Origin of the sequence: Pseudomonas costantinii (assembly GCF_001870435.1) — a bacterium.
GTDB classification, from domain to species: Bacteria; Pseudomonadota; Gammaproteobacteria; order Pseudomonadales; family Pseudomonadaceae; genus Aquipseudomonas; species Aquipseudomonas costantinii.
This window is the reverse complement of the sequence record NZ_MDDR01000034.1, coordinates 199630-223472: the sequence shown is the minus strand read 5'-3', so window position 1 is coordinate 223472 and position 23843 is coordinate 199630. Positions and strand designations below refer to the sequence as shown.

The window sequence follows — 23843 nt, the reverse complement described above, 5'->3', positions numbered from 1 at the left end:
TAACGGTTATTCGAGGTGAGTGACACATGTATCACGGGGAACGATTCAACGCCTGGAGCCATTTGCTCGGGGCGGTTGCGGCCTGTGCGGGCGCGGTGTGGATGTTGGTGGTGGCGAGCCTGGATGGCAGCCCCTGGAAGATCGTCAGCGTGGCGATCTATGGCTTTACGTTGTTGGTGCTGTACAGCGCGTCGACCGTGTACCACAGCGTGCGCGGGCGAAGAAAAGCGATCATGCAGAAGGTCGATCACTTTTCGATCTACCTGTTGATCGCCGGCAGCTACACGCCGTTTTGCCTGGTGACCTTGAGAGGGCCGTGGGGCTGGACGCTGTTCGGTATCGTGTGGGGGCTGGCGGTGATTGGCATCCTGCAAGAGATCAAGCCGCGCTCCGAGGCGCGGATCTTGTCCATCGTGATTTACGCGGTGATGGGCTGGATCGTGCTGGTGGCGGTCAAGCCGCTGATCGCCGCGCTGGGCACGGCGGGGTTTGTCTGGCTGGCGTCTGGTGGTGTGCTGTACACCGTCGGCATCATCTTTTTTGCCCTGGAGGATCGCTTGCGGCATTCCCATGGGATCTGGCATTTATTTGTGATCGGCGGCAGCTTGCTGCATTTCGTGGCGATCATGCGGTACGTGCTCTGACCTGTGGGAGCTTTGGTGTTATTACAAACGTTCCAATAACGCTTGGGCGCGTTTCCCGAAAATTTGCAGCAGGTTGGCGAGCATATGCGGCGGCGGCTCATTGGCGCGGGTCAGGGCGTACAGGGTGATCGGCAGCGGCGGGGTGAGCGTGCGGATGCAGGTGGTCGCCGTCGACGCGCCGAGAGCAGTGAAGGGGTCGATGACCGTCAGGCCGGCGCCTGATTCCACCATGGCGCGGGCCAGCGAGTAGGTCTGCACCGAGAGGGTGACGCGCGGCGGTGGATCAACGTTTTCCAGGTAGCTGTCGAGTTTTGCCGCCAATGGGTCGGCGCTGGAAAGACCAATCAGCGGCGTGCCTGCCAAGTCGGCCAGTGGCAGTGGCCTGCTCAGTTCGGCCTCAGTCCAATAACCCTTTGAGGCCAACGCCACCAGCACACCATTGGCCAGCACTTGCGTGGTCAAACCGGGGTGGCCGGAGAAGTTGAGCGTCAGCGCCAGGTCAATCTCACGCATCAACAGCTTCTGCACCAACTCGCGGCTGTGATCGCTGGACAGTTCGCAGGCCATGTCCGGGTAGTCGCGCTTCCATTCCAGAATCGAAGGTGGCAGCAGCGACAGCGCCAACGCTGGAATCGCACCAATGCGCACACTTTGCTCGGGCATTCGACGCAAGCTCTTGGCCAGGCGCCGCACGCCTTGCAGGCTCTCGGTGACTTTCTCGACTTCGCTTTCCAGCGCCAGGGCTTCCGGCGTGGGTTGCAACTTGCCGCGCACCCGCAGAAACAGCGGAAAACCCAGCTGTAACTCCGCGTGCTGCAAGACCTTGGTCACCGCCGGTTGTGACACATGCAGCAATTGCGCGGCGGCGCTGACGGAGCCGGTCTGGCGGATAGCCTGGAAGATTTCGATATGACGCAAGCGCATGGCACGTCCATAACCTTTGTTTATAGGCGACCCATCTTTATTCATTGTCGGTGGCCTGTCACCTGCCCCTACGCTTGAGACCTCTTAATTCAACGGCGGGTGGCTGGGATGGCCAAGCAAGTGTGCATCATCGGCGGTGGCGTCATCGGCTTGGCCAGCGCCTACGCGTTGGTACGTGCCGGCCATGAAGTGACGGTGATCGAAGCGCGCGGCAGCCTGGGCAGCGAAACCAGTTTTGCCAACGGTGGGCAGCTGTCTTACCGCTATGTCGCGCCGCTGGCGGATGCCGGTGTACCACTGCAGGCGATTGGTTGGTTGCTGCGGGGTGATTCGCCCCTGAAGCTGCGCCCGCGCCTCGACCCCCAGCAATGGCGCTGGATGGCCGCCTTTCTCGGCGCGTGCCGTGGCTCGGTGAATAAGCGCAATGCCGCCCACTTGCTGCGCCTGGCGGCCCTGAGCCAAGGCACCTTGCAGCAATGGCGCGAGGACGATCGCCTGGACGGTTTCGACTGGCGGCGCAACGGCAAACTGGTGACTTTCCGCAATGCCGGCACTTTTGAACATGCACGCAGCAAGGTCACCGATATCCTGCAACAGCAGGTGCTGTCTGCCGCCGAGTGCTCACGTCTGGAACCGGCGCTGGCGGAGGGTGGTTTTGTCGGCGGCATCTACACGCCGAATGAAGAAGTGGCCGATTGTCATGCGTTTTGCCAGCGATTGGCGGCGCGGCTGGAGGCGTCCGGGCGCTGCCGTTTTTTGATGGGCCGCAAGGTCACCGGGATTCGCCACGCCAACGGTGCGGTGCAGGCCATCGAGGTGGGCGATGAGGTGATGCCGATCGAACATCTGGTGCTGGCGGCCGGGCATCGCAGTGCTGAACTGGGGTTGCCGGGCTTGTCGCTGCCGCTGTATCCGCTCAAGGGCTATAGCCTGAGCGTGCCGATTGGCGCGCAGCACCAGGCGCCGAATGTGAGCATCACTGACTATGACCGCAAGATCGTGTATGCGCGTATTGGCGAGCAATTGCGGGTGGCAGCGATGGTGGACATCGTCGGCTTTGACGCAAGCCTTGAGCCCAAGCGCCTGGCGCTGATGAAACGCCAGGCGCTGGAGACGTTCCCTCTGGCCGGCGACTACGCCCACGCGGTGGAGTGGGCCGGCATGCGCCCCGCAACCCCGACGGGCGTGCCGCTGATTGGCGCCAGTGTCTATCGCAACCTGTGGCTGAACCTGGGCCACGGTGCGCTGGGTTTTACCCTGGCCTGCGGTAGCGGCCAACTGCTGGCCGAACTGATCGGTCAACAGGTTCCTTCCATTGATATGCAGGGCCTGGCGCCCCGCGCCGCTTGAGGATGCATCCATGACTATCAACCGAATCAACAGCAACGAACGGCTTTGCGGGGCTGTGACCTTCAAGGACTTGGTGTTCCTCTCGGGCCAGGTGCCGGGCGAAGGCCAGGATGTGGCCACACAAACCCAAGAAGTCCTGGCCAAGATCGATGCGCTGTTGGCCCTGGCGGGCAGCGACAAGGATCATCTGCTCAATGCGACCATTTACCTGAAGGACATCGGCGATGGGTTTGCACCAATGAACGAGGTCTGGTCCGCGTGGCTTTCGCCCGGCATGGCGCCCACGCGCACCACCCTGCAAGCGGAGCTGGCGCGGCCAAGTGTGCTGGTGGAAATCAGCGTGATCGCTGTACGTAAATAACTGAAAGACCAACGGAGAATAACAATGAAAAAAATCCTGTTGACCGGCTGCACCCTGGGGCTTTTGTTCGGCGCACAGGTTCAGGCAACTGAAACCCCTTTGGACGGCACGTTGGGCAAGATCGCCAGCGCCAAGTCCATCACGCTGGGCTATCGCGATGCGTCGGTGCCGTTTTCCTATGTGGGGGATAACAGTGGCAAACCCATGGGCTATTCGGTGGAGTTGGCGAGCAAGATCGTCGAGCGCATCCAGCAGAAAACCGGGGTGGCGAATCTCAGCGTGAAGTACAACCTGGTGACCTCCCAAACCCGTATCCCGCTGGTGCAGAACGGCACTGTGGATTTGGAGTGCGGCTCCACCGGGGTGACTGCCGAGCGTCAGAAACAGGTGGCGTTTTCCTACGGCTTTATCTACGTGAAGGGCCAGTTGCTCACCGCCAAGGACAGCGGCATCAAAGGCTTCGCCGACCTTGCGGGCAAGAACGTGGTGACCACCGCCGGCACCACCAATGAGCGTTTTCTAAAGAGCTACAACGCCGAGCACAAGGCCAATATGTTCGTGATCAGCGCCAAGGACCACGGCGAAGCGTTCAAGATGCTCGAGACCGGCCGCGCGGCAGCGTTTTACATGGATGACGCCTTGCTCTACGGCGAGCGCGCCAAGGCCAAGGACCCGCACCATTGGGTGGTGGTGGGCGAGGAGCAATCGCGGGAAATCTACAGCTGCATGGTGCGCAAGGACGATCCGCAGTTTCTCGCGGTGGTCAACGAGACACTCGGTGATCTGTACCGCTCGGGCGAGATCAACGGGATTTACCAGCGCTGGTTTGAACAGCCGATTCCGCCCAAGGGCTTAAACCTGGAATTCCCAATGACCAGCGAGTTGAAGGCGATTATTGCCACGCCGGTGAGCGATCCGGTGGAGTGATGTGATGGCGTGGTAACCCAACCCAAATGTGGGAGCAGGCAAGCCCGCTCCCACATTTTTGATTGGGTTTGCAAAGGAAGGGGGGTTAGAAGTCGCCCCACAGCTGTTGCGCGACCGCCAATGCCACCACCGGCGCCGTCTCGGTGCGTAGCACGCGCGGGCCGAGTCGGGCGGCGTGGAAACCGGCGCCTTGTGCTGTTTCGACTTCATTGTCGGTCAGCCCACCTTCAGGCCCGATCAGGAATGCCAGGCTGGCAGGCTTGGCATGGCTGACCATCGGCTCGGCCACCGGGTGCAGCACCAACTTCAAGTCCGCCTCGGCCTGTTTCAACCAGTCCGCCAGCAACAGCGGTGGGTGAATCACCGGCACCGTGGAGCGCCCGCATTGCTCGCAGGCGCTGATCGCCACCTGGCGCCAGTGCAGCAGGCGTTTGTCGGCGCGTTCGTCCTTGAGGCGTACTTCGCAGCGGTCGCTGAAAATCGGCGTGATCTCGTTGACCCCCAGTTCAGTGGCTTTCTGAATCGCCCAATCCATGCGCTCGCCCCGGGACAGACCCTGGCCGAGGTGGATGTGCAGCGGTGATTCAGTCTGGCCAGCGAAACTTTCCGTGAGTTGCACGGTGACGCGTTTCTTACCGACTTCCAGCAAGCTGCCCAAAAACTCCTGGCCGGAGCCGTCGAACAACTGCACGGCGTCGCCTTCGGTCATGCGCAGCACGCGGCTGATGTAGTGCGCCTGGGCTTCGGGCAATTCGTGGTCGCCGAGGCTCAGCGGGGTGTCGGTGAAAAAACGGGACAGTCTCATTTCTGTTCTCTGGAAAAGTGTAGGGGGTGCAGTGAATCAACCCGGATCACGGAAGCCTGGGTGAAAGTCCTTCGGCACTGCAACACTGACGCTGCTGTTGGTGGCGATATCAATCCCTTCGCTGGCTACTTCCGCCAGGAAGTCGATTTGCTCCGGCGTAATCACATAAGGCGGCAGGAAATACACCACGCTGCCCAATGGCCGCAACAGCGCACCGCGTTCCAGGGCGTGTTCGAACACCTTCAAACCACGGCGCTCCTGCCAGGGGTAGGCGGTCTTGGTGGCTTTGTCCTGGACCATCTCGATGGCCAGCACCATGCCGGTCTGGCGTACTTCCGACACGTGGGGGTGGTCCACCAAATGCGCGGTGGCTGTAGCCATGCGCTGGGCCAGTGCCTTGTTGTTTTCGATGACGTTGTCTTCTTCGAAAATATCCAGGGTCGCCAGTGCCGCCGCACACGCCAGCGGGTTACCGGTGTAGCTGTGGGAGTGCAGGAAGGCGCGTAGGGTCGGGTAGTCGTCGTAGAAGGCGTCGTAGACATCGTCGGTGGTGACCACGGCGGCCAACGGCAGGTAACCGCCGGTCAGGGCCTTGGACAGGCACAGGAAGTCCGGGCGGATGCCGGCTTGTTCGCAGGCGAACATGCTGCCGGTGCGGCCGAAGCCCACGGCGATTTCATCGTGAATCAAGTGCACGCCGTAGCGGTCGCAGGCCTCACGCAGCAACTTGAGGTACACCGGGTGGTACATGCGCATGCCGCCGGCGCCCTGGATCAGCGGTTCGACGATGACGGCAGCGACGGTGTCGTGGTGCTCGGCCAGGGTCTGTTCCATGGCCAGGAACATGTTGCGCGAGTGCTCTTCCCAGCTCATGCCGTCGGGGCGCAGGTAGCAATCGGGGCTGGGTACTTTGATAGTGTCGAGCAGCAGCGCCTTATAGGTCTCGGTAAACAGCGGCACGTCGCCTACCGACATCGCGGCGATGGTTTCGCCGTGGTAGCTATTGGTCAGGGTGACGAAGCGCTTTTTATTCGGCAGGCCGCGGTTGAGCCAGTAGTGAAAGCTCATCTTCAGCGCGACTTCGATGCACGATGACCCGTTATCGGCGTAGAAACAGCGGGTCAGGCCTTCGGGCGTCATCTTTACCAGGCGCTCGGACAGTTCGATCACCGGCTGGTGACTGAAACCAGCGAGGATCACGTGTTCCAGTTGATCGACCTGGTCTTTGATGCGCTGGTTGATGCGCGGGTTGGCGTGGCCGAACACATTGACCCACCAGGAACTGACGGCGTCGAGGTAGCGCTTGCCTTCGAAGTCTTCCAACCACACGCCTTCACCGCGCTTGATCGGGATCAGCGGCAGTTGCTGGTGGTCTTTCATCTGGGTGCAGGGATGCCACAGCACGGCGAGGTCGCGTTGCATCCACTGGTTATTCAAGCCCATCTAGAGTCTCCTCGAAGCGGCCCGCGAGGTGCACGGGCGGAACAATCGCGCAAGCCTATGCAATGGGCGGCTGTGTCACAACCCATTACATGCGAATAGGCAGTAAACACAGGACGGTCTGTCACGTTTCTTCTGGATAGTCCTTAATCCGTTGTTAATTTACGCTTCATACCCTCAAGATCGTATTTCTCGATATTTCAAAGCGAAATTTTCCGCTTTAATTCGATAGGTAAATCGCTAGTCTTGGATGCAGCTCTTACGGGATTAAGTACATGCAGTTACGCAATTCACCGGCCCGCTATGGTTGGGTCAGCATCGTTTTGCACTGGGGCGTAGCCTTGGTGGTGTTTGGTCTGTTCGCCCTGGGCTTGTGGATGGTTGGCCTCGATTACTACAGCGCTTGGCGCAAAGACGCGCCGGACCTGCACAAGAGCATTGGCATTACGCTGTTTGCCATCATGCTGGTGCGTATCGTCTGGCGCTTGGTCAGTCCGCCGCCACCGCCGCTTGCCAGCTACAGCCGTATGACCCGTATCGGTGCCGCATTTGGCCACGCTTTCCTTTATCTCGGGCTGTTTGCCGTGATGATTGCCGGTTACCTGATTTCCACCGCAGACGGTGTCGGTATCCCGGTGTTTGGCCTGTTTGAGATTCCTGCCGTGGTTTCCGGGCTACCGGACCAGGCAGACACCGCAGGCGTGGTGCACCTGTATCTCGCCTGGGTGTTGGTGGTCTTCGCCGGTTTGCACGGTGTGGCCGCGTTGAAACACCACTTTATTGACCGTGATGTGACCCTCACTCGAATGCTGGGGCGCAAAGCTTGATGTTCAACCTCGACTCACAAGGAATAGAAAGCATGTTGAAAAAGACTCTCGCCGCTCTGGCAATCGGTTCTGCTCTGCTGTCTGCAGGTTCGGTGATGGCCGCTGATTATGTTGTCGACAAGGAAGGCCAGCACGCCTTCGTCGACTTCAAGATCAGCCACTTGGGCTACAGCTTCATCACCGGTACCTTCAAGGACCTGGACGGTAAGTTCAGCTTCGATGCTGCCAAGCCTGAAGACAGCAAAATTGAGTTCAACGTACGTACCGCCAGCGTATTCACTAACCACGCTGAACGTGACAAGCACATTTCCAGCAAAGACTTCCTGGACGTTGGCAAGTTTGCCGATGCCAAGTTCGTCTCCACCAGTGTTAAAACCACCGGCAAAAATGCTGCTGGCCAAGTCACTGCCGACGTAACCGGCGACCTGACCTTTCACGGCGTGACCAAGCCAATCGTGGTCAAGGCCACCTTCCTGGGTGAAGGCAAGGATCCATGGGGCGGCTACCGTGCAGGCTTTGAAGGCACTACCAGCTTCAACCGTCAGGACTTCGGCAAGCAGATGGACCTGGGCCCAGCGTCCAACACTGTTGAGCTGTATGTAACGTTTGAAGGTGTCAAAGCGAAGTAATATTTCGCGGCTGACAAAAAGCCCCGGCCTTCCCAGGCCGGGGCTTTTTTGTGGGCGCTTACTGCCTCAGAACCGTCCACTGATCCCCAGTAGAGGGCCCTTCTGGACGATGTCGTAGACAAAGCCATCATGGCGGTAATTCACCCCCATGGCCCGGTAACCGGCCACTGCCGAAAACCCAGGCCAGAACTCCCAGCCTGCCAACGCTGCCAGGTCCCAATCTTCCCGTGACTGCCCGCCACCCGCCATGCCCCAGGACGACAGCCAGAAGCGATCGTTCACGGCATAGTGCCCGCGCAGTCCTGCCATGGCGTCTGCCCACGTCGCATTGTCAGAACCCGATAAACCGCCAAGCGGCCCGCCATGGAAGGTGAGGGTGGTGCCGCTGTACCAGACGCGCACTCCACCGGCGACATCCAACCGGCGGTTATCATCGCCCAACACGGTGTAGCCGCCCCCCAGGAACCCGGAGGCTGTCTTGCTTTCTACCTCAAGTTTGGCGCCCGCAGGCAGGCGGTTGCGGGTGTCGGTGTCGATGTACATCAGGTCGGCCAATAGGCTGTAGGGGCCTCGACGAGCCTCGCCCATCAGCATCACCGACATATCGACCGTCTTTGCGATGTCAGAGAAATCGGACTTTATAAACTGGGTTCCGGTACTGCTATGCCCCACATGCCCACGGATGCCGGCGCCCCACACGTAAGGCCCGCCATTGAACGTCCAGCTATCGCTGTCTGCCGCCATGGCCCCCATCGGCAAACTGGACGCGGCTGCCGCCAAGGCGCCAGCCAGCAGTGCCTGGCGTGCGTTGTGACTGTGCGTCATGGTGTTTCTCCGATCAGTGCTGAGTCAGCGAGAGCGCCACGCCCTCGGCCGCGCAGTCTTCTGTAGGCTTCAGGCCTGCTTTTTGAGCCGCCTTGACCTCCTCCTTTGCGGCTGCGAGGTCCGCCAGGAACGCCGGATTGCTATGCAGGCTCGCTACCGTTGCAGCCCCCATGATGCGGCCTGCATCCACGTCGCTCTGCCAGTGTGCATCGCAGATGACCCGGCTCTGGCCGAAAGACAACCCGCGGGTCATCAGCTCGGTGGCGCGTGCAGGTTGAACCTCGGCCAGCAACAGCCCCCAGGCCCAACCGGCAGCGGAGTGGCCGGACGGCCAGGAGCCATCCGTGCGTAGCAGCGGCTCCATGTCTTTGCGACAGGTGCCTTCGTTATGCACCACGAATGGGCGAGTACGGTTGTAGGCATTTTTCCCGGCATAGGTGGAGCCGCCTGCATCCGTCAGGGTGCGCTGCATCAAGGTATAAAGGTGCGGGGTGGTTTTCTCGGTGATCGGCGTGCCCATCGCGCAGGAGAATGCTTGCGCCGGGCCTGGGAATGACAGCTCCGCATCCGTTGCCGCGAGTTTCTCCCGGGCTGTGCCACGTAGCGACAGTGCCGCACGCCGTGCTTCCTCATCCCGTGCAAGCGCCGCAGAGTCGGGTTTTGGCGGGGCGCCCAGCAACGCCAGGCGCAGCGGCAAGTCCGCCGAGTTCAGATAGCCTGGGGCAAGTTTGAAGTGAGGGTCCGTGACCTTGGTGGCTGCATCGTCGGCAAGTACCAGCCCCGACCAGAGCAGGCCGACCAGCCCCAACTGCCTATGTACTGTTTTCATCGAGTGTTCCCTTATCAAAACCGGTAAAGGGCATTCAGGTAGGCGCCTGCGCCCACGTTTTCACCCGTCAGCGGGCTGTTGCGGGCATCGGAGACCAGGGCGTAGGTCTTGATGCCGCCTTCCAGTGCCAGCTGTGGCTGCCATTGCCAGGTGAGGCCCAGCTTCAAGGTCACATCGCGCATCCCGCCGCCCGGGTGGTATTCCTCGAAGCCGGTGCGTGCCGCTTGTTGGGCGGTGACGCCGAAGCGCGCCATCATGTCTTTGTCATTGCTCCAGGTGCCGTACAGGGTCGAGTCCAGGGTCAATGTCGAAGACAGCGCATAGGCGGTGGCGTATCCGGCTTCCAGGTAGGCGGTACGCCCCAGGCTCTCGCCACCGTAATCGCGGCTCTGGCTGGCTTGCAGGCCGCGTACAAACAGGCGACCGGCCGGCAGCATCCAATACGCTTCCGCCCCGACCAGGGCAGTGCTGTCCAGGTTACCCATACCCTTCAAGTAGTCATCACGACCGCCCAGGGTGTGGATTCTTTCCTTGCGACCCTGGTCGTAACCCAGCAGCAGGGCGATCCCGAAAGGGGACAGCCCCGGTAAATCCCAACGCAGCCCTTCCGGAAAGGACGCAGTAAACTTGCCCCAGTTTTCGGTCGGCAAAACCGCTTTGAGTTTCAGTGATGGAAACGCGGCGTAGTGTGAGGAACCTTCGTATAGCGGGCCAACGGCGAGCCCGCCACCGACGGTCACGGAGGGCTCACTTGAGTCGTCTGCGTGTACCGGAAACGCCATCGCAAATGCGAGCGTCGCACCTGTAATGAGCGTCACCGGATGCTTGAGAAAGTTTGAACCACCGAGGGTTGTCATTGCTTATGTCCTTGGGTGTAAAACCAAACGTATTGGCGTGAGTACTTAGTTATAGAGTTCGCAAGTTAGTCATTAGCGCGCGACGGGCTGCGGCTTCGGGAAGCGCCATTGGCCATTCAGTATTTGTTCGCTCGGCTGATAAAGCCTGACCGTGTAGTTCCAACCGGGTGTCGTCGGCAGGCAGTTAGCGATCTTCCCGTCGCAACCGCCGAACTGGATGACCATCGAGCCATCCTCACTTTTCTTGGCGGTGAGGTTGTTCAACGAATAGGCGTCATAGGGGTTCTTCTGGAAGTAACCGTCGGCGTTATAAACACTGACAGACCAGAAACTTTTCACCGGGACATCTCCAACTTTAAGTTGGTAAACGGTTTTCCCATCGTTGTGCGGCATCACACCGCCGAGGTAGATAGCGTCCTTGGCCGGGTTGCCACCCCAACCTGTCGCGGTGCCGATCAGGTGGTGGATCGGATTGACCGCGCTCTTGGGGCCAAAGGACTGGTTGTAGTCGGGAATCGTCGAGCCCAGGACTTCCAGGGCCTCACGCACCTTTGCCTGGCTCGGCTGGTCCCATTTGGGTACTACAAACTCCCCCACCTTGGCTTGGCTGACCGTGATTGCATCCTGCAGTGCATGCACCTTTTCAAGGTCCTTGTGATCTGCGGGATCGAAGAACGTGCGCACTGCAACAAATACATAGCGTGTGCCGACGGCCTCTTTTGTCAGGGTTCGGCGGCCGGCGCCGTAAGTGACGATGGGGACGTAGTGATCTTCATTGATCACCGCCATCGACATGAACCGCCCACCGGCCTCAGGCAAGGTGATCGTGACGGGGCCTGCATCGAGATCGAAAACAGCTGACGAATAGAGCGTGTCCCGATTCATCCGGACCACATTCTGAGCGTCGATGGGCACGGCTTCGCGGCTATGAACAAACCGGCCCAAACTGCCACTGGCGACCATTTTTCCCAAGTAGAGATCGGACTCGGCACGGACAAAATTATCCACGCCAACCGGTATCGTCGTCTCTGGGGATGATTGAGCGTTCGCACTTCCAAACGCTGCCAGCGCCATGGCGAGGATGCGGGCCGTGGATAAATGGGACATGTAAACCTCTGGTCTTATAAGTTGGCGTTACCTTTTTGACTGTATAAGAGCGCCTCGAAGGAAACTTGCCATTTGGTGCCAAAAGCAAAGCGAGTGTGTACGCGAACGCCGACCGTGAGAGGGGCCAAATGATTGGGTAGGAGGGGGCGAGAAGTTAGGCGAGTCGGTTAACGATCAAGTTTCAAGACAGAGCGATAGTGCGACGGAGGGCTCCCGGTCCAGCGCTTGAAGGCGCGCGTAAAGTGCGCCGGATCGCTGTAGCCGACCATATAGGCAATTTCAGTCGCGCTGTATTTACCGCTGGCCAGTAACTGAAAGGCCTCGCTGCGGCGTGTCTCGTCACGTAACGCGTCGAAGTCGATGCCGCAATGTTCGAGGCGACGTTGCAACGTTCGAACAGACAGTCCAATCGTTCTTGAAATAGAGAGAAGTTTGGATTGTTGCTGATCCGATATTTGCTTGGCGAGCACGTCCGCTGCGTCAGAGGTCGACTCCAAGGCTTGGGTGGTTTTCCAGGCAGTATCTCGAACAGGCTGCAGGGGGATTTCAAGCAACTCACGATCGAATTCGATCATGTTGTAGTCAGCGTTCATTACGAGGTTCGGGCCCAGGTATTCCTCAAGCGCCTCGTCTCCGCGCTCCCTCGGATTTTTTAGATGGACGCGTATGGCGCCGGGCGCGCCGGACATGAGCGGTACCTTTCTAAGTACCGCAAGGGTGCCGAAAATGACTTGTTTCGGATCAGCTCCGTGTTGTCCGGTAAATTGCTGGATCAGTTTCGTCGTACGGCCTTCAGTGAGAATCTTTACTTCGCTTCCTTGATGCAGCAAATCCGTATGGACCGCCGCCGACGCACAGGCCTGGGCGAGATTGGTCGAGCCCAATATCAACTCGCCCCATACACCGGTTGAGCGCATTTCGGTCAGGTGCCCTACCGTCGCACCGCCGAAGGGATCTTGTGCGACAGCGGCCATTTCGTTGGCGATATGAAAACAGGCCGCTCGCGGTACCCATGCTTCAGGGTTTTGAAACACCTGAGGGGCAATACCAAAGCGCCGAAAGAACTCCAGCGGTGACACCCCGCGCATGCTCAGGTAGGGGGCTATTTGCCGGAGCGTGCTGAGCTTGATGGATGGCGTAGCATTCGTCATGGGTATTCGCACCGTTTAAAGACCATACGCAGCGGTATCGTCTCAGCCATGATTCCTTGGGCTTTTTGGGTCAAACAGCGCTAGCAAATAATGGCACTGTTGATGGCACAGTAGACACGATGGTCGAGGGCCCGACAATACACCTGTCGATTGCGGCGGAGTCCGCGCGCAACGCAGCCACAAAAAAGCCCCGGCTCGTGAGAGCCGGGGCTTTTTGTTTAACTAGCGGTTGCGGGTCAGCAGCGCTGGTTTTTCACCACGAGGGCGGCCTGGCAGTTGATCCAGCTGCTCAGGTGTCGGGAAGCGGTCGGCTTTCGACTCCTTGTGGATAATCTTCGGCGCTGGGCCACCGCGCGGGTTCTGCACGGCCGGTTCAGACGAGCGTGGCTGATCGTCACGGGCTGGGCGGCGGTTGTTGCTGCGCGAGTCTTCACGACGAGCCTGACCGTCACGTGGCGCGCCATTACGCGGGCCGTTGCGCTTGGCAGGCGGGGTACCGGTGGTGCCGCCGCTGCTGTTACGCGGGCCATTTTGGCGAGCGCCTTGTGGCTGACCGCCGCGTGGTGCGCCAGTACCTGCGCCAGCGCCCTGTGCCGGGGCACCTGGGCGACGGCCACGGCCTTGGGCCGGTTTGGCCTGTGGCACGTAGTCAACGCGGTTACCGAAGTTATCCACGTCGTCGTCGAGGAACTCGTCCGGTGCACGGTCGGCTGCGGCGCGTGGCGGCTGGCTCGGCTGGCGCTGTTCGCGGGCCGGGGTGCCTTCACGGGGCTTCTGCTCGCGGGCTGGGCGTTCGCCACGGCCGTTGGTAGGCGCTTTTTCCTTGCCGCCCTTGTCTTTGCCCTTGTCGCGACGACCACCGCCACCACCGCCGCCGTTCGGGCCATCGCCCTTCGGACCGCGTGGGTTGCGAGGGTTACGCACATCCGGACGCTCGCGCGCTTCTGGCTTCTCGGCCTCCACGGCGCTGGCATCGAAGCCCATCAGATCGCCGTCGGCGATTTTCTGCTTGGTCATGCGCTCGATGCTTTTCAGCAGCTTTTCTTCGTCCGGTGCTACCAGGGAGATGGCTTCACCCGAACGACCGGCACGGCCAGTACGGCCGATACGGTGCACATAGTCTTCATCGACGTTCGGCAGCTCGAAGTTGACCACGTGTGGCAGTTGGTCGATATCCAGGCCGCGGGCGGCGATATCGGTGGCGACCAGGATGCGCACGGAACCGGCCTTGAAGTCGGCCAGGGCTTTGGTGCGCGCGTTTTGGCTCTTGTTGCCGTGGATCGCGACGGCGGTGAGGCCGTGCTTGTCCAGGTACTCGGCCAGACGGTTGGCGCCGTGCTTGGTGCGGGTGAACACCAACACCTGTTCCCAGGCGCCGGCGGTGATCAGGTGCGCCAGCAGCGCACGCTTGTGGCTGGCCGCCAGGCGGAATACGCGTTGCTCGATACGCTCGACCGTGGTGTTCGGCGGCGTGACTTCGATGCGCTCCGGGTTGTGCAGCAGCTTGCCGGCCAGGGCGGTGATGTCTTGGGAGAACGTTGCCGAGAACAGCAGGTTCTGACGTTTGGCCGGCAGGCGGGCGAGAACCTTTTTCACGTCATGGACAAAGCCCATGTCGAGCATGCGGTCGGCTTCGTCCAACACGAGGATTTCTACGTGGGACAGATCGACGCTGCCTTGGCCGCACAGGTCGAGCAAACGACCCGGGCATGCCACCAGCACGTCAACACCACGGGACATGGCCTGAACCTGCGGGTTCATGCCGACGCCGCCGAAGATGCAGGCGCTGACGAACTTCAAGTCGCGAGCATACAGCTTGAAGCTGTCGTGCACTTGCGCTGCGAGTTCGCGGGTAGGGGTCAGGACCAATACGCGCGGTTGGCGCGGGCCGTGACGCTGGGATTTGTCCGGGTGACCGTTGGGGAACAACCGCTCCAGAATCGGGAGGGCGAAACCACCGGTTTTACCAGTACCTGTCTGAGCCGCAACCATCAGGTCGCGACCTTGCAACACGGCGGGAATAGCCCGCTGTTGCACCGGAGTAGGCTCGGTATAGCCCGCTGCCTCGATGGCGCGGACTAAAGCCTCGGAGAGACCGAGGGAAGCAAAGGACATGAGTAATCCTGTTTTAGTTAGGGCTTGGCCCAAAGGGATAATCTTGCCGGGCGTGAATGGCGCTTAGAGGAACGCAATCCCGTCCGGTCCTGCTGCGTCTGGCGGGCACTCCACCGGCTCGCGCGGGCTGTAAAGCTGCGCTGTAGCGGGGTTGGGTGCCTTTTTCAAGACCTCAGCGGCCGGGCGTAAGCCTGGCGGAAAGGCCGGAGTATAACAGAGCAATCACGGCGCGCTGCTTTCCTGCTGCTCAACGGTGTGTTTGGGCGCCGTGATTGCTTGGATTCCACCATATTTGGCACTCAAGGCGGCGTAGGCCGGTTCTTGCTTGAAACGCTTGAGTTCGGCGGCAAAGCGCTGCACCAACAGGTCCATGCCCGCGCCACGGCGCACGGCGAGGAATTGCTGTTGGCGGCTGACTACGAACGGCGCCTGGCTGACCTTGCCTTCCAGGCCCAGAGCCTTGATCACATGCTGCCCCACTCGGCGGTCAGTGAGCACCAGATCGATGCGTCCCAGCGACAATTTGCCGAAGTTGGCTTCATGACTGGGGGCGGGCTCGCGGTTGAACAGGGTCGATTCGCTGAAGGAGTCCCCATAGAGATAGCCCGGCGAGGTACCGACGGTCAGGCCGCGCAGGTCATCGAGGGTTTCGGCCGGGTGAGGGCGCTCGTTGGCGTAGAACAGCACGAACTCGACCTCCGACAACGGCTCGCTGGGGTAGAGCAACAAGGTGTCACGATCGTGGCTGTGAAAAATATCCAGTGCGCCATCGGCGTGACCCTGGTCAAGCATCGCCAGGCAGCGTTTCCAGGGCAGGAATTGCCACTCCACGTCCACGCCCAGGCGTTGGAACACAATGACTGTCGCTTCATAGTCCAGCCCGAGCATGGTGCCTTTGTCATCGTATACATAAGGCGCCCAGGGCTCGGTGACAATGCGCAGTTTCTCGCCGTAAGCGGTAAGGCTCAGGCAAGTAAAAAGCACGGCGGTCAACAGCTTGAGAATGACGGGCATGCCCTGAGGTTACGACGCTCCCGCGTTAAAGAGAAGCTCTGGCACAAGCATTAGCGGGCGGGGGGAGAGGAATACAAAGGCCCTCGTAATGACGAGGGCCTTGGTACCACTGGGCAAACCTTAGCGTGGCAGCTTGAGGTTGTTCCAGATGGCGAGGCTAGGTTCAGCCTGGTTCAGGGTGTAGAAGTGCAACCCGGGTGCGCCGCCTTGCAGCAAGCGGTCGCACATTTCGCTGATGACCTGCTCGCCAAACGCCTGAATGCTCTTGACGTCATCGCCATAGGCTTCCAGTTGCTTGCGCACCCAGCGTGGGATTTCAGCGCCGCAAGCGTCGGAGAACCGCGCCAGCTTGCTGTAGTTGGTGATTGGCATGATGCCCGGCACGATCGGGATGTTCACGCCCATGGCCCGTACACGCTCGACGAAGTAGAAGTAGCTGTCGGCGTTGAAGAAGTACTGGGTGATCGCGCTGTCGGCGCCGGCGTTGGCCTTGCGCACGAAATTCTTAAGATCGTCTTCGAAATTGCGTGCCTGGGGGTGCATCTCCGGGTAAGCCGCCACTTCGATATGGAAGTGATCACCGCTTTCCTCGCGGATGAAGGCCACCAGGTCATTGGCGTAGCGCAGCTCGCCGCTGGCCATGCCCATGCCGGACGGCAGGTCACCACGCAGGGCGACGATGCGTTTGATGCCAGCTTGTTTGTATTGGGTCAGCAGGCTGCGCAGGTCGTCCTTGCTGTCGCCCACGCACGACAAGTGCGGAGCGGCGGGGATTTTGACTTGGCTTTCCAGCTGCAACACGGTGTTGATCGTGCGATCACGTGTCGAGCCGCCGGCACCGTAGGTGCAGGAGAAGAAGTCGGGGTTGTAGCTGGCCAACTGCTTGGCAGTGGCCATCAGTTTTTCATGCCCAGCATCGGTCTTGGTCGGGAAGAACTCGAAGCTGTAGCGACGGTCTTGGGACATGGTAATACCCTTGGGAGCTCGAAAGCCTGAAGGCAAACCCGCCCCCGGAGGGGCAGGTAGCCAAGCCGATCAGTAGCGGTAAGCGTGCGGCTTGAACGGACCTTCAACCGTCACGCCGATGTAGTCGGCCTGGGTCTTGGTCAGTTGAGTCACCACGCCGCCGAAGCCGCGGACCATTTCCAGGGCCACTTCTTCGTCGAGTTTCTTCGGCAGTACTTCCACGGTCAGGCGCTCGGCTTTCTGGGCTGGCGACAGGTCAGCGTACTTTTGACCGAACAGGAAGATCTGAGCCAAAACCTGGTTGGCGAACGAGCCGTCCATGATGCGGCTTGGGTGACCGGTGGCGTTGCCCAGGTTAACCAGACGGCCTTCAGCCAGCAGGATCAGGTAGTCGTCGTTCTGTGGGTCGAAATCGCCAGCACCGGTACGGTGAACCTTGTGTACCTGTGGCTTCACTTCTTCCCATGCCCAGTTTTTGCGCATGAAAGCGGTGTCGATCTCGTTGTCGAAGTGGCCGATGTTGCAGACAACAGCACGCTTTTTGAGGGCTTTGAGCATGTTCGCGTCGCAAACATTCACGTTACCGGTGGTGGTCACGATCAGGTCGATTTTGCCCAGCAGGGCCTTGTCGATGCTTGCTTCGGTGCCGTCGTTCTGGCCGTTGATGAACGGCGAAACCACTTCGAAACCGTCCATGCAGGCTTGCATGGCGCAGATCGGGTCAACTTCAGAGACTTTAACGATCATGCCTTCCTGACGCAGGGACTGGGACGAACCCTTGCCCACGTCACCGTAGCCGATCACCAGGGCTTGCTTGCCCGACAGCAGGTGGTCGGTGCCGCGCTTGATGGCATCGTTCAGGCTATGACGGCAGCCGTACTTGTTGTCGTTCTTGCTCTTGGTCACCGAGTCGTTGACGTTGATGGCCGGGATTTTCAGCTCGCCCTTGGCCAGCATGTCCAGCAGGCGGTGAACGCCGGTGGTGGTTTCTTCGGTCACGCCGTGGACGCGGTCCAGGATCTGCGGGTATTTCTTGTGCAGCAGCTCGGTCAGGTCGCCGCCGTCGTCGAGGATCATGTTGGCATCCCATGGCGCGCCATCTTTCAGGATGGTTTGCTCCAGGCACCACTCGTACTCTTCTTCGGTTTCGCCTTTCCAAGCGTAAACCGCGATACCGGCAGCAGCGATAGCGGCAGCAGCCTGGTCTTGAGTCGAGAAAATGTTGCAGGACGACCAGCGCACTTCGGCACCCAGGGCAACCAGGGTTTCGATCAGCACGGCAGTCTGAATGGTCATGTGGATGCAGCCGAGAATCTTGGCGCCTTTGAGCGGCTGTTCACCGGCGTACTTGCGACGCAGACCCATCAGGGCAGGCATTTCGGATTCGGCGATAAAGGTTTCGCGACGGCCCCAGGCAGCGAGGGACATGTCGGCGACTTTGTAGTCGGTGAAACCAGCAGGCGTGTTTAGTGCGCTCATGAAGAGCCTCCATTCGTAGTGTGCGAATGGGCGCCGTTGTGCGTTTAGTATCAGGCCAGGTGGTAGCTGTCCGGACAACGCCCCATCCGAGCCTGACAGGTTGAACCTGCTGCAGCGCCCCTCGGACAGGTGGCGGGAGAACGGTATCAATCGAAGATGACCGTTTTGAAGCGGGGGCGATTATAGCTGTGTGCGCCAGACTTCCCAAGCCTTTCCGTCGGCCGCATGAAGATCGCTCATGGGGTTGATAGGCAATGGCTCATAGAGCTTGGGCCTGGGCTCTGCCATGATGTCTCCCATCATTCGGCAAGACGCTTTGGAGTGACCATGAACTTCCACACCCGCAAATGGGTAAAACCTGAAGACCTCAACCCCAACGGCACCCTGTTCGGCGGCAGCCTGCTGCGCTGGATCGATGAAGAAGCGGCCATCTACGCGATTGTCCAGCTGGGTAACCAGCGTGTGGTGACCAAGTACATCTCCGAAATCAACTTTGTCAGCGCCTCGCGCCAGGGCGACATCATCGAGCTGGGCATCACCGCTACCGAGTTCGGCCGCACCTCCATCACCCTGACCTGTGAAGTGCGCAACAAGATCACCCGAAAAAGCATCCTGACCGTGGAAAAAATGGTCTTCGTCAATCTGGGTGAAGACGGCTTGCCCGCGCCTCACGGCCGTACTGAAATCAAGTATGTGAAAGACCAGTTTCAGGATGAGTAACTTCACCGCGCTTTGATTTGCGTTACAAAATCATTCCGCGTGGATCCTTCCTAGGCCCTCTCGTCACTCAGGACTACATCCTGATGAGAGTGCCTCTGTATGGAAGTTTCCAACCCCGCTACCCCCCAGTCTGCGATTGGCGATGCACCGACGCTGCCACTGGCGCAGCAAGACGCTGCGAATACGGTACTTCTGCACGAAGCCGGTGAGCGTAAGGTAACCCTCAGTCGTGACGACAACGGTCGGATCAGTCTGGCCTTGTCCCCACCACCTGTCACACAACTGGTACTCAGCGGAGGCGGCGCCAAAGGCGTCGCTTACCCGGGCGCGATCAAAGCACTTGAAGAAAACGGCGCCTTGACCGGTGTGAGGGCTATTTCCGGATCGTCGGCGGGGGCTATCTCTGCCGCGTTATTGGCCAGTGGCATGACGGCGGATGAGTTCACTGACCTGTCAAACAGCCTTGATCTATCTGCCCTGATGAACAGCGACAACCCTCTTTTGCGCAAGCTTCAGGACGCGGGTTCAACGGCTGGTAAATGGTTAGGCAAGTTCAGCGAAAAATTGCAGACAGCATTCACAATGCTGCCTCGTCTGGGAACTGAGGCTGGGCAGTTGGAAGAGTTGGTTCGGAGTAAGTCACGCGCCACGGTGCTGGCGCGTATCGCCGAGACTCCATCGAAGGCGAGCCTGCCCGAGGTGAGGGCCATCGCGGACAAACTCAACGCCGGCGGTGTGGTGACGTTCATGGACTTGCAGGTGTTGAGCCGGCATATCCCGACTATCAAGGCACTCAACATCACCGGTACCGGTACGTTTGAAGGGCGCTCACAGTTGGTGGTTTTCAATGCCAGCCTGACCCCGGACATGGACATAGCACGTGCCGCGCATATTTCCGCCGCCTTGCCGGTGGTGTTCAAGGCGCCCGTGGAGCAAGGGCACGGTTTTCAGGTAGACGGCGAAAAAACGTCTTTCCAGGACGGTGGGTTGATGCTCAACACGCCGGTTGACGGCCTTTACCAGCGCCAGTTTTCGGACAGCCCGTTGGACCGCACCGAACAATTGATTCTAACGTTCGAAACAATCCCTCTTCAGTCACGCGGCTCCAACACTGGTGCCGTAGCAGACAGGGCTCTGGGCGTCGGCTTCACTGCTAATGAACAGCTTAATCAGGCGAGGCTCAAGAAGAGGTATTCCGATCAGACGGTCATGATGCCCTTGAAAACGGAGCAGGGTGACTACAGCAGCTTTTTCAGTGGGACCGTCAATTTCTCCCTGCCGGACGAGGCAAAGAAGGGCCTGCAGGATAACGCTCGCAAAGCCGTGAACGAGCATCTGGGGCATCGAGCCCAGGTCCGCGAGCAGCACAGGTTTGAATCTATCGAAAGTGCTGTGCTCGCCATGGACGATGAGATGCTTGCCAGTGTCGAGAGCACGCTTGCGCAGGATGTAGGTGCGCGCGATGTGCTGCGTTTCAGGCGCCAAGCCAAGGAGGTGTTGGTGCAAGTCGACCAGGCGATAGCTGAGGCGAATCACGCCCATGACCGCTTGGAAATCACCCCGCGCTTGGCGTCTGCGCTGCGTAATCTGGATGCGCTTGTCACTCATCCAGCCTATGCAGAATGGTTGGCCAAGCAGCTTAACGCTCCTGACAACGCCAACTTTCAGCAAGTGCTGCAGGTCGCTGCCAAGCTCCCGCGTGAATCGGTGTCTCGAGTTATGCTCGCAGCAGTGGACGAAATGAAAAGGCGCGATGTTGCGGTTGTTGCTGGAAATTTCATTAGCAACGTGATTTACCCCGCGTTGTTCCAGCCAGGTCAACCTGATTCAAACGTCGAGTTGCTGCGACGTGCGGAGCGTGATTTGGGCAAGGCAACCACACCTGAGACGGTCAATCGGGTGCTTGACGACCTTATTCAGCACTATGTGGCACGCAGCAACGCGTCGGAAAAACTATCGCCCTCCACGCTGGTGGAAAGGGCCAAAGCCTGGCGCATGCGGGTTTAGTAAGCAGCCACCGTCGCCGGCAACGCCGCAAGCCCTGCGTCAGGGGGATGACTCGAGCGGCCCGCACCGAAATAGCACGCTCTCACTGGCGCGCAGGCGTTCTATGCAGTTGAACGCCTGCAAGGGCTCGGTACCGTAATCCAGGTCACGCTCCCGGCGGGCAACATAGAACACCGTGTCGACGGGCAGTTGGGTGGGGTCTTTTAACCGCCTGGCCTGGCCTGCGGTATAGAACTCCCCTGAGTACGAACGACGCCCCCAATAATAAAGGGCTCCAGCCTCATCCTTTTGCAGTTGTTGCCAGGCCTGTGCCAGGGCACGCTGATTATTTGGGCGCTCAAAAGCGCGGCCGTCCACTGCCGTCACCCACAACACAACCGGCATGAGCAGACCGAATACAAGTCCTACAGCAACCCTCACCCGGCCGGCTGCGACAGGGCGATTGAGTGCACCGGCCAGCAACAAGCTCCACGCAGGCAGTGCGGGCAAGACGTAGGTCCACAGAATGTTTCCGGAAAAGGTAAAGAACGCCGGTGTCACTAAGGCCCACAAGGCAACATAGCTGTAGTAGGGCCAGGACTGGAGCAACCTGCGGTAGCCGAAGTACAGCGCGGGCAACAACAGCGTCCAAGGGAACAATGCCATCAGCAGATCCAGCCAGATCGCACCCGCCGTCCGGGGGTGTGCGCTGCCATACAGGTCGCCGGCCCAGTCGCTGACCACATAGCGCTTCCAGTGCTCGCCAATCAGGAAATAGTCCAGAAACCCTGGCGTGCGCAGTTCAGCGATCACATACCAGGGCACGGCGATCAAGAGCATCAGAAAAACACCTGTGACCCAGGGCAGTCGCAGAAAGGCTCGCCACCGTTTTTGGTAGAGCGTCCAAACCACCGCCACCCCGCCCACCAACACGCACACCAGTGGCCCTTTGGACAAAAGGCCAAGCCCCAGGCCGGCAAACCCGGCCAGCGCCCAGCGTCGGTCGTAGCGTGCCGCGCCGCGCCAGAAACCGTAGCTGGCCAGCACGACTGAAAAGCTCAGCGCCGGGTCGGTCAGCACTACGCCTGCCGACAGCAAGCCAAGTGTGGAGCTGGAGAAAATAATCGCCGCCAGCAACCCGGTGCGTTCATCCGCCTCTTCACGGGCAAAGCGGATGATGATCAGGCAACTGGCGACATGAAACAGCCATGCCGGAAAACGAATGGCGAACTCATTGATGCCCAGCAGTTTCATGCCCAGCGCCTGGGTCCAGAAGGACAGCGGCGGCTTGCCCCAGAAAGGTACGCCAACATCGAACAGCGGCGTTACCCAATCTCCCAGTACGAGCATCTTGCGGGCCATTTCGCCGTAGCGGGCCTCCGACGTGTCCATTAACGGGTAAAGGCCCAGGCTGGTCAGACGAATGCCAAGAATGGCGACTAACACGATCCAGAGTGTGCGGCGAGTCATGATCATCAGGTGGTTTCTTGTTCGAGGGCGGGAGTTGTGCCGGGCTTCCCGGGCAGGCAGAGCGTTTCGCCAAACTGGCTGTTGAGCAAATAGATAGGACGTTGCCTGACCTCGCTCAACGTAGCGCCCAGGTATTCACCGATCATCGCGGTGCCCAAGGCGATGAATGCCGCAACGGCCAGGATAAAGTGGTGGGTACTGAGGGTTTCGACGCTGAACTGTTGGATGATGAAAACCAGGGTGCTGATGAAAATCAGCAGGCTGAGCCAACTGAACCAACGCAGGGGTTTGCGGGACAAGGCCAGCACGCCCTCAATACCCAGATCAACCAGCGCCAAGGGGCCCCATTTGGTCTGGCCTGCGGTTCGCGGTTCGCGGTCGTAGGGTACTTCGATGGTGTTAAACCCCAGCCAACTGATCAGGCCCTTCATAAACCGTGTGCGCTCCGGCATGGCGCGCAAGGCAGCCAGAGGCGCCGGGCCGATCAAACGGAAATCGCTGACATCTGGTGGGACGTCGAACTTGTCGGCCAGAAAACCCATGAGCTTGTAATACAGATGGGCGCTGATGCGCTTGCCGGAAGTGTCCGACACTCGGCTGCGTCGTTGCATGTTGACAATGTCGCGGCCGCTGAGCCAATGGTGGACCATTAACGGAATAAGTTCGGGTGGGTCTTGCAGGTCAACATCAATAAATAGAATCGCGTCACCCTGCGCATGATCTATTCCGGCCACCATGGCGGCCTCTTTGCCAAAGTTACGACTTAAATTAAGGCAGCGCACACCAGGCGTTTGACAGAAGTGACTCAGCAAGGCCTGGCTGCCATCACGACTGCCGTCATTCACGTACAGTAATTCATATCGAATACTTAACGTATCCAATACTGCCATCACTCGCCGATGAAAGATCGGCAACACCTTGGCCTCGTTATAACAGCAGACAATCACACTGAGCAGCGGGCGGGGAACCCGTTCAGGTCTTGATAGATTCATGACGGAAGGTCCAATGCTGGTTGATTCGGAAAGTGATCAGTGTCAGGGCGGCAGTCGTGATCATTTGCATCAGCCAGGGATGTTGCGGCAAAAAGCTCAGCAGCAATACCATCAAGGCCAGATTGCCGAGGTTATAGAGCAGGGCGGTAGTACCAAACCGCAACCATTGATGAACGTCGGCCGGGTGGGGGGCTTTCACAAACGTCCACCGCTTATTGCCTTGGTAACTTACTATTGTTCCCAGTAATGCGCCGATCAATGTGGAGGCTAATATCGGTAGTGCAAAGGATAATAACAGAAGGGTTATATAGTGAGTGCTGGTCGCCAGTAGGCCAACCATCAAGTAATAAGGCAGGCGCGACGGACTATCATTGAAAGGTAGTTGAGTCATAAGTGTCAGTGTATTAACTGTCGGGTAGAGGCGA

General features: G+C 59.5%; 23 protein-coding genes and 1 riboswitch. Of the genes, 8 read left to right on the top strand and 15 right to left on the bottom strand.

Annotated features, from left to right (window positions below):
• The first annotated feature begins 26 nt into the window (after positions 1 to 26).
• A complete protein-coding gene (trhA, locus tag BFL40_RS16430) occupies positions 27 to 644 on the top strand; it encodes a PAQR family membrane homeostasis protein TrhA (protein ID WP_071484983.1) in 618 nt (205 codons plus the stop codon).
• A 21-nt stretch (positions 645 to 665) separates the two neighbouring features.
• Here the strand turns inward: trhA and BFL40_RS16425 are convergent, their stop codons facing one another.
• Positions 666 to 1568: a LysR family transcriptional regulator gene (locus tag BFL40_RS16425; RefSeq protein WP_071484982.1), complete on the bottom strand. Its 903-nt coding sequence runs from the start codon at positions 1566 to 1568 to the stop codon at positions 666 to 668.
• Positions 1569 to 1676: 108 nt separating this feature from the next.
• Here BFL40_RS16425 and BFL40_RS16420 point away from each other — a divergent pair, with 108 nt between their 5' ends.
• Genes BFL40_RS16420 through BFL40_RS16410 form a run of 3 tightly spaced genes read left to right on the top strand, consistent with a single transcriptional unit; the run spans position 1677 to position 4206 of the window.
• Positions 1677 to 2918: a D-amino acid dehydrogenase gene (locus BFL40_RS16420; protein WP_071484981.1), complete on the top strand. Its 1242-nt coding sequence runs from the start codon at positions 1677 to 1679 to the stop codon at positions 2916 to 2918.
• 10 nt (positions 2919 to 2928) lie between these two features.
• A complete protein-coding gene (locus tag BFL40_RS16415) occupies positions 2929 to 3279 on the top strand; it encodes a RidA family protein (RefSeq protein ID WP_071484980.1) in 351 nt (116 codons plus the stop codon).
• 24 nt (positions 3280 to 3303) lie between these two features.
• The gene (locus tag BFL40_RS16410; RefSeq protein ID WP_071484979.1) at positions 3304 to 4206 is read left to right on the top strand and encodes a transporter substrate-binding domain-containing protein; all 903 of its coding nucleotides are present in this window, start codon (positions 3304 to 3306) and stop codon (positions 4204 to 4206) included.
• 85 nt (positions 4207 to 4291) lie between these two features.
• Here BFL40_RS16410 and BFL40_RS16405 read toward each other — a convergent pair whose 3' ends face one another.
• Both BFL40_RS16405 and BFL40_RS16400 read right to left on the bottom strand, forming a co-directional pair.
• A complete protein-coding gene (locus BFL40_RS16405; RefSeq protein WP_071484978.1) occupies positions 4292 to 5011 on the bottom strand; it encodes a 16S rRNA (uracil(1498)-N(3))-methyltransferase in 720 nt (239 codons plus the stop codon).
• A 36-nt stretch (positions 5012 to 5047) separates the two neighbouring features.
• Positions 5048 to 6454, bottom strand: a complete 1407-nt coding sequence (locus BFL40_RS16400) for an adenosylmethionine--8-amino-7-oxononanoate transaminase (protein ID WP_071484977.1) — start codon at positions 6452 to 6454, stop codon at positions 5048 to 5050.
• Between the two features lie 272 nt (positions 6455 to 6726).
• Here BFL40_RS16400 and BFL40_RS16395 point away from each other — a divergent pair, with 272 nt between their 5' ends.
• Positions 6727 to 7278 carry a cytochrome b gene (locus tag BFL40_RS16395; protein ID WP_071484976.1) on the top strand — a complete coding sequence of 184 codons (552 nt, stop codon included), beginning with the start codon at positions 6727 to 6729 and terminating at the stop codon, positions 7276 to 7278.
• Positions 7279 to 7310: 32 nt separating this feature from the next.
• On the top strand, positions 7311 to 7907 hold the full coding sequence (locus BFL40_RS16390) for a YceI family protein (RefSeq protein WP_071484975.1): 597 nt from the start codon (positions 7311 to 7313) through the stop codon (positions 7905 to 7907).
• A gap of 66 nt (positions 7908 to 7973) precedes the next feature.
• Here the strand turns inward: BFL40_RS16390 and BFL40_RS16385 are convergent, their stop codons facing one another.
• From BFL40_RS16385 to ahcY, 9 genes are all read right to left on the bottom strand, one after another.
• On the bottom strand, positions 7974 to 8732 hold the full coding sequence (locus BFL40_RS16385) for a hypothetical protein (protein WP_071484974.1): 759 nt from the start codon (positions 8730 to 8732) through the stop codon (positions 7974 to 7976).
• A 13-nt stretch (positions 8733 to 8745) separates the two neighbouring features.
• Positions 8746 to 9561 (bottom strand): acid phosphatase, encoded by an 816-nt coding sequence (locus BFL40_RS16380; protein ID WP_071484973.1) that lies wholly within the window; start codon positions 9559 to 9561, stop codon positions 8746 to 8748.
• A 14-nt stretch (positions 9562 to 9575) separates the two neighbouring features.
• On the bottom strand, positions 9576 to 10418 hold the full coding sequence (locus BFL40_RS16375) for a MipA/OmpV family protein (protein ID WP_071484972.1): 843 nt from the start codon (positions 10416 to 10418) through the stop codon (positions 9576 to 9578).
• Between the two features lie 72 nt (positions 10419 to 10490).
• Positions 10491 to 11525 (bottom strand): DUF1254 domain-containing protein, encoded by a 1035-nt coding sequence (locus BFL40_RS16370; protein ID WP_071484971.1) that lies wholly within the window; start codon positions 11523 to 11525, stop codon positions 10491 to 10493.
• A gap of 167 nt (positions 11526 to 11692) precedes the next feature.
• Entirely contained in the window at positions 11693 to 12676 is a 984-nt protein-coding gene (locus BFL40_RS16365; RefSeq protein ID WP_071484970.1) for an AraC family transcriptional regulator, read from the bottom strand.
• A gap of 222 nt (positions 12677 to 12898) precedes the next feature.
• On the bottom strand, positions 12899 to 14791 hold the full coding sequence (rhlE2, locus tag BFL40_RS16360; RefSeq protein ID WP_071484969.1) for an RNA helicase RhlE2: 1893 nt from the start codon (positions 14789 to 14791) through the stop codon (positions 12899 to 12901).
• Between the two features lie 222 nt (positions 14792 to 15013).
• Entirely contained in the window at positions 15014 to 15805 is a 792-nt protein-coding gene (locus BFL40_RS16355) for a substrate-binding periplasmic protein (protein WP_071484968.1), read from the bottom strand.
• Positions 15806 to 15925: 120 nt separating this feature from the next.
• Positions 15926 to 16771, bottom strand: a complete 846-nt coding sequence (metF, locus tag BFL40_RS16350; protein WP_071484967.1) for a methylenetetrahydrofolate reductase [NAD(P)H] — start codon at positions 16769 to 16771, stop codon at positions 15926 to 15928.
• Between the two features lie 69 nt (positions 16772 to 16840).
• Complete coding sequence (ahcY, locus tag BFL40_RS16345; protein ID WP_071484966.1) at positions 16841 to 18250, bottom strand: adenosylhomocysteinase; 1410 nt, start codon at positions 18248 to 18250, stop codon at positions 16841 to 16843.
• Positions 18251 to 18271: 21 nt separating this feature from the next.
• Positions 18272 to 18379, bottom strand: a riboswitch (S-adenosyl-L-homocysteine riboswitch).
• A 198-nt stretch (positions 18380 to 18577) separates the two neighbouring features.
• On the opposite strand from ahcY, the gene BFL40_RS16340 reads away from it, so the two are divergent.
• Both BFL40_RS16340 and BFL40_RS16335 read left to right on the top strand, forming a co-directional pair.
• Entirely contained in the window at positions 18578 to 18970 is a 393-nt protein-coding gene (locus BFL40_RS16340; protein ID WP_016977737.1) for an acyl-CoA thioesterase, read from the top strand.
• Between the two features lie 99 nt (positions 18971 to 19069).
• On the top strand, positions 19070 to 20977 hold the full coding sequence (locus BFL40_RS16335) for a patatin-like phospholipase family protein (protein ID WP_071484965.1): 1908 nt from the start codon (positions 19070 to 19072) through the stop codon (positions 20975 to 20977).
• Between the two features lie 39 nt (positions 20978 to 21016).
• Here the strand turns inward: BFL40_RS16335 and BFL40_RS16330 are convergent, their stop codons facing one another.
• From BFL40_RS16330 to BFL40_RS33065, 3 genes are read right to left on the bottom strand one after another with little or no spacing between them, the layout of a single operon-like run.
• Positions 21017 to 22432 carry an ArnT family glycosyltransferase gene (locus tag BFL40_RS16330; RefSeq protein ID WP_071484964.1) on the bottom strand — a complete coding sequence of 472 codons (1416 nt, stop codon included), beginning with the start codon at positions 22430 to 22432 and terminating at the stop codon, positions 21017 to 21019.
• Entirely contained in the window at positions 22432 to 23418 is a 987-nt protein-coding gene (locus BFL40_RS16325; protein WP_074851628.1) for a glycosyltransferase family 2 protein, read from the bottom strand. The genes BFL40_RS16330 and BFL40_RS16325 overlap by 1 nt, the downstream gene beginning before the upstream one ends.
• A complete protein-coding gene (locus BFL40_RS33065) occupies positions 23399 to 23758 on the bottom strand; it encodes a GtrA family protein (protein WP_074851626.1) in 360 nt (119 codons plus the stop codon). The genes BFL40_RS16325 and BFL40_RS33065 overlap by 20 nt, the downstream gene beginning before the upstream one ends.
• Positions 23759 to 23843 lie beyond the last annotated feature (85 nt).

Excerpts from the sequence above, each read along its gene's own strand:
- trhA (WP_071484983.1), top strand. The coding sequence starts at position 27 with ATGTATCACGGGGAACGATTCAACGCCTGGAGCCATTTGCTCGGGGCG.
- BFL40_RS16425 (WP_071484982.1), bottom strand. The coding sequence starts at position 1,568 with ATGCGCTTGCGTCATATCGAAATCTTCCAGGCTATCCGCCAGACCGGC.
- BFL40_RS16420 (WP_071484981.1), top strand. The coding sequence starts at position 1,677 with ATGGCCAAGCAAGTGTGCATCATCGGCGGTGGCGTCATCGGCTTGGCC.
- BFL40_RS16415 (WP_071484980.1), top strand. The coding sequence starts at position 2,929 with ATGACTATCAACCGAATCAACAGCAACGAACGGCTTTGCGGGGCTGTG.
- BFL40_RS16410 (WP_071484979.1), top strand. The coding sequence starts at position 3,304 with ATGAAAAAAATCCTGTTGACCGGCTGCACCCTGGGGCTTTTGTTCGGC.
- BFL40_RS16405 (WP_071484978.1), bottom strand. The coding sequence starts at position 5,011 with ATGAGACTGTCCCGTTTTTTCACCGACACCCCGCTGAGCCTCGGCGAC.
- BFL40_RS16400 (WP_071484977.1), bottom strand. The coding sequence starts at position 6,454 with ATGGGCTTGAATAACCAGTGGATGCAACGCGACCTCGCCGTGCTGTGG.
- BFL40_RS16395 (WP_071484976.1), top strand. The coding sequence starts at position 6,727 with ATGCAGTTACGCAATTCACCGGCCCGCTATGGTTGGGTCAGCATCGTT.
- BFL40_RS16390 (WP_071484975.1), top strand. The coding sequence starts at position 7,311 with ATGTTGAAAAAGACTCTCGCCGCTCTGGCAATCGGTTCTGCTCTGCTG.
- BFL40_RS16385 (WP_071484974.1), bottom strand. The coding sequence starts at position 8,732 with ATGACGCACAGTCACAACGCACGCCAGGCACTGCTGGCTGGCGCCTTG.
- BFL40_RS16380 (WP_071484973.1), bottom strand. The coding sequence starts at position 9,561 with ATGAAAACAGTACATAGGCAGTTGGGGCTGGTCGGCCTGCTCTGGTCG.
- BFL40_RS16375 (WP_071484972.1), bottom strand. The coding sequence starts at position 10,418 with ATGACAACCCTCGGTGGTTCAAACTTTCTCAAGCATCCGGTGACGCTC.
- BFL40_RS16370 (WP_071484971.1), bottom strand. The coding sequence starts at position 11,525 with ATGTCCCATTTATCCACGGCCCGCATCCTCGCCATGGCGCTGGCAGCG.
- BFL40_RS16365 (WP_071484970.1), bottom strand. The coding sequence starts at position 12,676 with ATGACGAATGCTACGCCATCCATCAAGCTCAGCACGCTCCGGCAAATA.
- rhlE2 (WP_071484969.1), bottom strand. The coding sequence starts at position 14,791 with ATGTCCTTTGCTTCCCTCGGTCTCTCCGAGGCTTTAGTCCGCGCCATC.
- BFL40_RS16355 (WP_071484968.1), bottom strand. The coding sequence starts at position 15,805 with ATGCCCGTCATTCTCAAGCTGTTGACCGCCGTGCTTTTTACTTGCCTG.
- metF (WP_071484967.1), bottom strand. The coding sequence starts at position 16,771 with ATGTCCCAAGACCGTCGCTACAGCTTCGAGTTCTTCCCGACCAAGACC.
- ahcY (WP_071484966.1), bottom strand. The coding sequence starts at position 18,250 with ATGAGCGCACTAAACACGCCTGCTGGTTTCACCGACTACAAAGTCGCC.
- BFL40_RS16340 (WP_016977737.1), top strand. The coding sequence starts at position 18,578 with ATGAACTTCCACACCCGCAAATGGGTAAAACCTGAAGACCTCAACCCC.
- BFL40_RS16335 (WP_071484965.1), top strand. The coding sequence starts at position 19,070 with ATGGAAGTTTCCAACCCCGCTACCCCCCAGTCTGCGATTGGCGATGCA.
- BFL40_RS16330 (WP_071484964.1), bottom strand. The coding sequence starts at position 22,432 with ATGATCATGACTCGCCGCACACTCTGGATCGTGTTAGTCGCCATTCTT.
- BFL40_RS16325 (WP_074851628.1), bottom strand. The coding sequence starts at position 23,418 with ATGAATCTATCAAGACCTGAACGGGTTCCCCGCCCGCTGCTCAGTGTG.
- BFL40_RS33065 (WP_074851626.1), bottom strand. The coding sequence starts at position 23,758 with ATGGTTGGCCTACTGGCGACCAGCACTCACTATATAACCCTTCTGTTA.